Genomic DNA, 7,894 nt, shown 5'->3' with positions numbered 1-7,894 from the left:
CCCCCCCCCCCCCCCCCCCCCCCCCCCCCCCCCCCCCCCCCCCCCCCCCCCCCCCCCCCCCCCCCCCCCCCCCGGGGGCCCCGCGGGAGAGCGGTGGGGGAGCGGTGGGCGGGGAGCGGGGGCCCGGTGCGCGTCAGCGCTCGCGCACGACCGCGCTGGCGCCGGGGTCCAGGTCCAGCACGCCGTCCACCTCCGCCCCGCTCACCTCGTCGAACCCGCTGACGCGCACCGAGGCGGGCTCCTCGCCGTGGTTGAGCGCGAAGAGGAACGAGGTGCCGTCGGCGCCGCGGCGGCGCTGCACGTCCACCGGCCCGGACGCCACCGCCACCGGCTGCACCCCGCCCGCCGCGCACACCTCGCGCAGCAGGGCGGCCAGCGCCTCGTCGTCCAGCAGCGTGCCGAGGTACCAGGCCCCGCCCCCGCCGGGCAGCTCGCGCCGGGTCAGCGCCGCGCACCCGGCGACCGCGCCGTCGGCGTAGCGGGCCAGCACCTCCACGTCCTCGCCGACGGTGGTCAGCTCGGACCAGACGTCGCCCACCGAGCCGTCGTCCAGCTCGCTCGCCACGCCCTCCAGCAGCGGGTGGAACTCCTCCACCCGCACGCCCAGCAGGTCGCGGAAGGCGCCGGGGTAGCCGCCCAGGCGCACCCGCGCCCGCTCGTCCACGACGCCGGAGAAGTACGTCACCAGCACCTGCGCGCCGCCCTCGGCCGCCGCCCGCACGGCCGCGGCGGTGGCGTCGTCGCACAGGTACAGGGTGGGCACCACCACGACGCGGTAGCGGCCCAGCGCGGCCGCCAGGTCGTCCGGGTGCGCCCCCACCGGCACCACGTCCACCGCCACCTGCGCCGCGCGCAGCAGCCGGTGCACCGCGCGGGCGGCGTCCACCGGGCCCACCCGGTCCGAGGGCAGGGTGGGCGCCTCCATCGCCCAGGCGCTGACCCAGTCCACCAGCACCGCCACGTCGGCCTCCACGGCCGCCCCGCGCACGTCGCCCAGCCGCCCCAGCAGCGCGCCCAGCTCGACGACCTCGCGGAAGCGCTCGGAGTCCTCCCCGGCGTGCGGGACCATCGCCGAGTGCCACTGCTCGGCGCCGCCGGCCGAGGCGCGCCACTGGAAGAAGCACACCCCGTCCGCCCCGCGCGCCACGTGCGCCAGGGAGTCCTGCAGCATCCCGCCCGGGGCCTTGGCCGGGTTGACCGGCTGCCAGTTCACCGCGCTGGTGGAGTGCTCCATGAGCAGCCACGGCCCGCGCGCGGCCCCGCGGGTCAGGTCGGCGGAGAAGGCCAGCTCCGCGCGCGGGTCGGCCACCGCGGTGGGGCCGGTGTGCAGCAGGTAGTGGTCGTTGGAGACGACGTCCTGCTCCAGCGCCCAGCGGCCGTAGTCCATCCCGCCCAGGCCGGCGGAGACCATGAAGTTCGTGGTCACCGGCACGTCCGGGGTCAGCCGGCGCAGCACCGCCTTCTCCGCCAGGTGCTGGCCCAGCAGCTCGTCGGAGCTGAAGCGGGCGAAGTCCAGCGCCTGGGCGGGGTTGGGGAAGGTGCTCAGGTGCCCGGGGGCCTGCACCTGCTCGAAGGAGGTGTAGTGCTGGCTCCAGAAGGCCGTGGCCCAGGCCTCGTTGAGGGCCTCCACCCCGCCGTGGCGCCGCTCCAGCCAGCGGCGGAAGGCCGCGGCCGACACGTCGCACCAGCAGCGCGCGTTGTGGCAGCCCAGCTCGTTGCTCACGTGCCACATCCGCAGCGCCGGGTGCTGCCCGAAGCGGCCGGCCAGCTCCTCCACCAGGCGCAGGGAGCGCTCGCGGTACACCGGGGAGGAGGGGCACCAGCTCTGCCGGGAGCCGAAGACCACCCGGCGGCCCTCGGCGTCCACCGGCAGCACCTCGGGCCAGCGCTGCGACATCCACGCCGGCGGCGAGGCGGTGGCGGTGGCCAGGTCCACGCCCACCCCGCCGGCGTGCAGGTCGTCCAGGACCGCCTCCAGCCAGCCCGTCTCGAAGCGGTCCGGCTCGGGCTCCAGCAGGCCCCACGCGAAGATCCCCACCGACACCAGCGTCACGCCGGCCTCGCGCATCAGGCGCACGTCCTCGCCGCGCACCTCCTCCGGCCACTGCTCGGGGTTGTAGTCGGCCCCGAAGGCCAGGCCCGGTCCCTTGATCCACTCTCGCACCGACGCAGCCTGGCGGTCGCCCCCCGGCCGGTCAACCGCCCCGCGGCTGGCAGGATGGGGGCATGGAGCAGTCACCAGCGCAGGGGACGGGGGCGCGCCCGCGCCTGCTGTCGGGGATGCAGCCGACCTCCGGCTCGCTGCACCTGGGCAACTACCTCGGTGCGCTGAAGCAGTGGGTGGCCCTGCAGGACTCCCACGAGGCGCTGTACTGCGTCGTCGACCTGCACGCCCTGACCGTCGGGCCCGACCCGGCCGCGCTGCGCGAGCGCACCCGCGTCACCGCCGCGCAGTACATCGCCGCGGGCGTGGACCCCGAGCGCTCGGCGCTGTTCGTGCAGAGCCACGTGCCGGCCCACGCCGAGCTGGCCTGGGTGCTGTCGTGCCTGACCGGCTTCGGCGAGGCCGCCCGCATGACCCAGTTCAAGGACAAGTCGGCCAAGCAGGGCGCGGAGGGCACCACCGTCGGGCTCTTCACCTACCCGGTGCTCATGGCCGCCGACATCCTGCTCTACCAGGCCGCCGAGGTCCCCGTCGGCGAGGACCAGCGCCAGCACCTGGAGCTGACCCGCGACCTGGCCCAGCGCTTCAACAGCCGCTACGGCGAGACCTTCACCGTGCCCGAGCCGTACATCCTCAAGGGGACGGCCAAGATCTACGACCTGCAGGACCCGGGGGCGAAGATGAGCAAGTCCTCCTCCTCGCCCGGCGGCATCGTCGACGTCATGGACGACCCGAAGGTCACGGCGAAGAAGATCCGCTCGGCCGTCACCGACACCGGCCGCGAGGTCCGCTTCGACCCGGCGGAGAAGGCCGGCGTGTCCAACCTGCTCTCGATCCACTCCGCGCTGTCCGGGCGCAGCGTCGCCGAGCTGGAGGCCGACTTCGCCGGCCGCGGCTACGGCGACCTGAAGAAGGAGCTCGCCGAGGTCGTCACCGACGCCCTCGCGCCCGTGCGCGCCCGCGCGCAGGAGCTCAGCGCCGACCCCGGCGCGCTGGACGAGGTCCTCGCCCGGGGCGCCGAGCGCGCGAACGCGATCGCCGAGGACACCCTCGCCCGCGTCTACGAGCGGGTGGGGCTCGTGGGCCGGAGGCGGTGAGCGCCCTCGGCGGGGGTGCGCGGGCGCTGGGACGGCCCCGCACCCCGGCGCGCTCCGGCACCCGCACCATCGGGGTGTCGATCCCCGTCCCCGACCCGCACGCCGCGGAGCTGACGGCCTGGCGCGCGGACTTCGGCGACCCCCTGGCGCACGCCGTGCCCCCGCACATCACCCTGCTGCCGCCCAGCGAGCTGCCCGCCGGCGCGGCCGAGGAGGTGCGCGCCCACCTGCGGCGCACCGCCGCGCTGCACGCCCCGTTCGTGGTGCACCTGCGCGGCACCGCCACCTTCCGGCCGGTCTCGCCGGTGGTGTTCGTGCAGCTCTCGCGCGGCATCTCCGAGTGCGAGCTGCTGCAGGGCCAGGTGCGCCGCGGCCCGCTGGCCCGGGAGCTGTCCTTCCCGTACCACCCGCACGTCACCGTCGCCCACGACGTGCCCGAGGAGGCCCTGGACCGCGCCGAGCTCGTGTTGCGGGACTGGGAGGCGACCTTCACGGTGAAGGGGTTCAGCCTCTACGAGCACGGAGCCGACGGCGTCTGGCGGCCACGGGAGGACTTCGGCTTCACCGCACCGTAGAAGGAGCCTCAGCACCGGTGGGCGTCGTTCAGCAGGTCCAGGGCCTCCTCGCGCGGTTCAACGCCACCCACCCGGGGCGGGCCTACCGGCGCTACAGCGCCGCGCGCGGCAACGTGCTCGCCGGCGGCATCGCCTACTTCGCGTTCTTCTCGATCTTCCCCGCCCTGGCGGTGGGGCTGACGATCCTGGGCTTCACGATGCGCGGGGTCCCCGAGGTGCGCGACGGGGTGGTCGACGCCCTCGTCGAGGGCGCCGACGACTACCTGCCGGGCCTGGTGCACGCGGGCACGAAGCCGGAGGGCCTGGAGGCCAGCGGCATCTGGATCGGCGACTACCTCACCGGCACCACCCTCACCGTCAGCCTCGTGGTGTCCCTGGGCACGCTGCTGTTCACCGGCCTGGGCTGGATCGACGGGATGCGCCAGGGCATCCGCGCCGTCTTCGGCGAGGACGCCGGCGGGGGCAACCCCGCGCTGCTGAAGCTGCGCGACCTGTCGGTGCTCGTCGTCATCGGTCTGGGCGTGGCGCTCAGCGTCGGCTCGGTCGTGGCCACCAACGGCCTGGGGGAGTGGCTGCTGGGGCTGGCCGGGGTGCAGGACACCACCGCCGGCGGCTGGCTGCTCACCGCCGCCGGCTTCGTCGTCGCCTTCTGCATCGACACCTGCACCTTCCTGGCCGTCTTCCGGGTCCTGCCCGGCGCCGACGTGCCGCTGCGGCACCTGCTCTCCGGCGCCGTGCTCGGCGGCGTCGGCATCGGCCTGCTCAAGCAGTTCGGCACCGGCTTCGCCCGCAACAGCGCCCAGGGCAACGCCTTCCTCGGCGCCGCCGCCAGCATCGTGGTGCTGCTGGTGCTCATGAACCTCATCGGCCGCCTCCTCCTGCTCGCCGCCGCCTGGGCCGCCACCGTCGCCGAGGACGCCGGCAGCCTCGTCGAGCGCGCGATCGCCGGCTACACCGTGCCGCTGGGGCCGCTGCCGGCCGACCACCCCTCCGAGGAGGCGCACCGCTCGCGCCGCGCCGGGGTGGGCTCGGCCGTCGCCTGGGGCACCCTGGCCGCCGGTGCCGCGGTCGCCGCGCGCCGCGCCGCGCGCTCCCTGCGGCACCGCTGACCACCGGCAGCCACCGCCGGGCACCGGCAGCCACCGCCGGGCACGGCCTGCCACCACCGGCCACGGCGGGCGCCCGGCAGTGCGAGGATGCCCCCCGTGGTCCTCTCCCGACGCACCAGCGCGTTCCTCGCGGCCTTCGGGCTGTGGAGCTGGTTCATCTGGCCGAACTTCCTGAGGAACATCTGGAACGACCCGCGCTCCTTCGAGGACGGCCCGCAGCCGTTCTTCCTGGTGCACCTCGTGCTCGTCGTCGTCAGCCTCGCGCTGGGCACGACCATCGCGGTCGTCGGCGTCCGCGGCCTGCGCGCCTCGCGCCGCCGGCGCTGACCCGACCCGCCCACCCGGCCCCCCGCCCCGAGGCGGGCGGGTCCCGACCTCAGGAGGAGCCGTGCCCGGCCCCAGCGCGCCCACCCTGGAGTCCGTCGCCGCCCGCGCCGGGGTCTCCCGCGCCACCGCCGGGCGGGTGCTGGCCGGGTACGGCCGCGTCAGCCCCGGCGCCCGCGAGGCCGTGCTGCGCGCCGCCTCCGAGCTGTCGTACGTGCCCAACCAGGCGGCCCGCTCCCTGGTGACCCGCCGCAGCGGCTCGGTCGCCCTCGTCGTCGTCGAGCCCGTGGAGCGGTTCTTCTCCGACTCCTACTTCCCGCTGGTGCTCAGCGGCGCGCAGGCCCAGCTCGCCGAGCGGGAGGTGCAGCTGGTGCTGGTGGTGCTCTCCACCGAGCGCGAGCGCCAGCGCTTCGAGCGCTACGCCCGCAGCGGCCACGTCGACGGCGCGATCCTCGTCTCCGTGCACGGCCCGGACCCGCTGCCGCAGCACCTGCTGGACGCCGGGATCCCCGTGGTGATGTCCGGGCGGCCCTTCGAGGACGGCTCGAGCGTGCCGTACGTGTCCGCGGACAACACCGGCGGCGCCCGCACCGCCACCCGCCACCTCATCGAGCGCGGCTGCCGCAAGGTCGTCACCGTCACCGGGCCGATGGACATGCGGGTGGGGCAGGACCGCCTGGAGGGCTTCCGCGACGAGCTGCGCGCGCACCGGCGCCGCTTCTCGCCGCGGCTGGCCGTGGTGGGCGACTTCACCGTGGCGGGGGGCCGCGCGGCCACCGAGGAGCTGCTGGCCCGCCACCCCGACCTGGACGGGGTGTTCGCCGCCAACGACCTCATGGCCGCCGGCGCGCTGCAGGCGCTGGCCGCCGCGGGCGTCGCGGTGCCCGAGCGGGTGCGCGTGGTCGGCTTCGACGACGCCCCGCTGGCCGCCGCCGCCACGCCGCCGCTGACCACGGTGCGCCAGCCGGTCGTGGAGATGGGCCGCGAGCTGGCGCGGATGCTGCTGGCCGTCGTGGACGGCGCGGGCGCCGTGGAACCGGTCGTGGTGCGCACCGAGCTGGTGGAGCGCTCGACCTCCTGAGACCGCCCGCGCGACGCGCGCGGGAGCCTCGCGGTCGCGAGGGCGTTGACAGCGGGGGGTGGGTGGGGCCAATCTGTTCGCACCCTTTGAGAGCGCTCTCACAGGGCGTGGCACGTCCTTGAGAGCGCTCTCACCATCGAGACCCCCGATCAACGTCGATCCGCCGCCCACGGCGGGGCCCGAGGAGTACTCCATGTCGCACGTCCGGAAGACCACGCTCGCCCTCGCCGCGGCGACGGTCAGCGGCGCCCTGCTGCTCAGCTCCTGCAGCACCACCGACGCCGGGTCGGCCGACGCGGCGCCCGCCGACGGCAAGACCCAGCTCAGCGTCAGCCTCTTCGGGACCTTCGGCCTCGACGAGGCCGGCCTGTTCGACGAGTACCAGAAGCTCAACCCGAACGTCACGATCAAGTACGAGTCCACCCAGGGCGAGAACAACTACTGGCCGGCGCTGCAGACGAAGCTGGCCGCCGGGAACGGCGCCGCGGACATCCAGGGCATCGAGGTCGGCCGCATCGCCGACGTCGTGGCCAACCAGGGGGACAAGTGGACGGACCTGTCCACCACCGTCGCCGGCGAGCAGGTCCCCAACTACCTGGAGTGGAAGTCGGCCGCGGCCACCACCGAGGACGGCAAGGTGCTCGGCATGGGCACCGACATCGGCCCGATGGGCCTGTGCTACCGCAGCGACCTGCTCGAGCAGGCCGGGCTGCCCAGCGACCCCGCGCAGATCGCCGCCCGGCTGGGCTCCTGGGACGACTACGTCGCGCTCGGGCGCGAGTTCAAGGCCAAGGCGCCCGCGGGCGCCGCCTGGATGGACTCCGCCGGCGGGTTCTACAACGCGATCGTCTCCACCGAGGAGGAGATCTACTACGACGCCTCCGGTGAGCTGGTCTGGGACACCAACCCGGCCGTCAAGGAGGCCTTCGACACCGCCGCCTCCGCCGCCGCCGAGGGCCTGACCGCCAAGCTGGAGCAGTTCGAGGACCCGGCCTGGGACACCGGCTTCGGCAGCGGGTCCTTCGCCACCATCGCCTGCCCCGCCTGGATGGTCGGCTACATCAAGGGCAAGGCCGGCGACGCCGGCGCGGGCAAGTGGAACGTCACCTCGCTGCCCGGCGGCGCCGGCGGCAACTGGGGCGGCGCCTACCTGGGCATCCCCGCCTCCAGCAAGAACAAGGAGGAGGCCGCCAAGCTCGTCAAGTGGCTGACCGACCCCGAGCAGCAGGCGAAGGTCTTCGAGGTCGGCGGCAACTTCCCCTCGAACACCGGGGCCATCGAGCTGGTGACCGGCGCCACGGACGAGTACTTCCAGGGCGCCCCGATCGGCGAGCTGTTCTCCAAGTCCGCCGAGGCGGCCCCCACCCAGATCCTGGGTGAGGAGGACGCCGTCGTGAAGTCCGCGCTCGTCCAGGCGCTGCTGTCCGTGGAGACCAACGGCGTCAGCCCCGCCGACGCGTGGAAGGGCGCCTCCGGCGACCTCGCCAACCAGATCGGCTGACGAAACCCCTCCCGATCCCGGGGCGGCCGCCGTGCGCGGCGGC

At 75.2% G+C, this 7,894-nt stretch carries 7 protein-coding genes; 6 read left to right on the top strand and 1 reads right to left on the bottom strand.

The features are described from left to right. Positions 1–133: 133 nt before the first annotated feature. Entirely contained in the window at positions 134–2,164 is a 2,031-nt protein-coding gene (locus ACRYR7_RS22870) for a beta-galactosidase (RefSeq protein ID WP_432574442.1), read from the bottom strand. A 62-nt stretch (positions 2,165–2,226) separates the two neighbouring features. On the opposite strand from ACRYR7_RS22870, the gene trpS reads away from it, so the two are divergent. The 6 genes from trpS to ACRYR7_RS22840 all read left to right on the top strand — a co-directional run bounded on the left by trpS (position 2,227) and on the right by ACRYR7_RS22840 (position 7,851). Next, complete coding sequence (gene trpS, locus ACRYR7_RS22865) at positions 2,227–3,261, top strand: tryptophan--tRNA ligase (RefSeq protein ID WP_432574440.1); 1,035 nt, start codon at positions 2,227–2,229, stop codon at positions 3,259–3,261. 74 nt (positions 3,262–3,335) lie between these two features. Then, positions 3,336–3,836 (top strand): 2'-5' RNA ligase family protein, encoded by a 501-nt coding sequence (locus ACRYR7_RS22860; RefSeq protein WP_432574439.1) that lies wholly within the window; start codon positions 3,336–3,338, stop codon positions 3,834–3,836. A 17-nt stretch (positions 3,837–3,853) separates the two neighbouring features. Continuing rightward, positions 3,854–4,945: a YihY/virulence factor BrkB family protein gene (locus tag ACRYR7_RS22855; RefSeq protein ID WP_432574437.1), complete on the top strand. Its 1,092-nt coding sequence runs from the start codon at positions 3,854–3,856 to the stop codon at positions 4,943–4,945. Between the two features lie 96 nt (positions 4,946–5,041). After that, the gene (locus tag ACRYR7_RS22850; RefSeq protein WP_432574435.1) at positions 5,042–5,272 is read left to right on the top strand and encodes an SCO4848 family membrane protein; all 231 of its coding nucleotides are present in this window, start codon (positions 5,042–5,044) and stop codon (positions 5,270–5,272) included. 61 nt (positions 5,273–5,333) lie between these two features. After that, a complete protein-coding gene (locus tag ACRYR7_RS22845; protein ID WP_432574433.1) occupies positions 5,334–6,350 on the top strand; it encodes a LacI family DNA-binding transcriptional regulator in 1,017 nt (338 codons plus the stop codon). 193 nt (positions 6,351–6,543) lie between these two features. Then, positions 6,544–7,851: an ABC transporter substrate-binding protein gene (locus ACRYR7_RS22840; protein WP_432574431.1), complete on the top strand. Its 1,308-nt coding sequence runs from the start codon at positions 6,544–6,546 to the stop codon at positions 7,849–7,851. Positions 7,852–7,894 lie beyond the last annotated feature (43 nt).

Source organism: Kineococcus gurbantunggutensis (assembly GCF_050871925.1).
Taxonomy (GTDB): domain Bacteria; phylum Actinomycetota; class Actinomycetes; order Actinomycetales; family Kineococcaceae; genus Kineococcus.
This window is presented reverse-complemented; position numbering and strand designations above follow the sequence as displayed.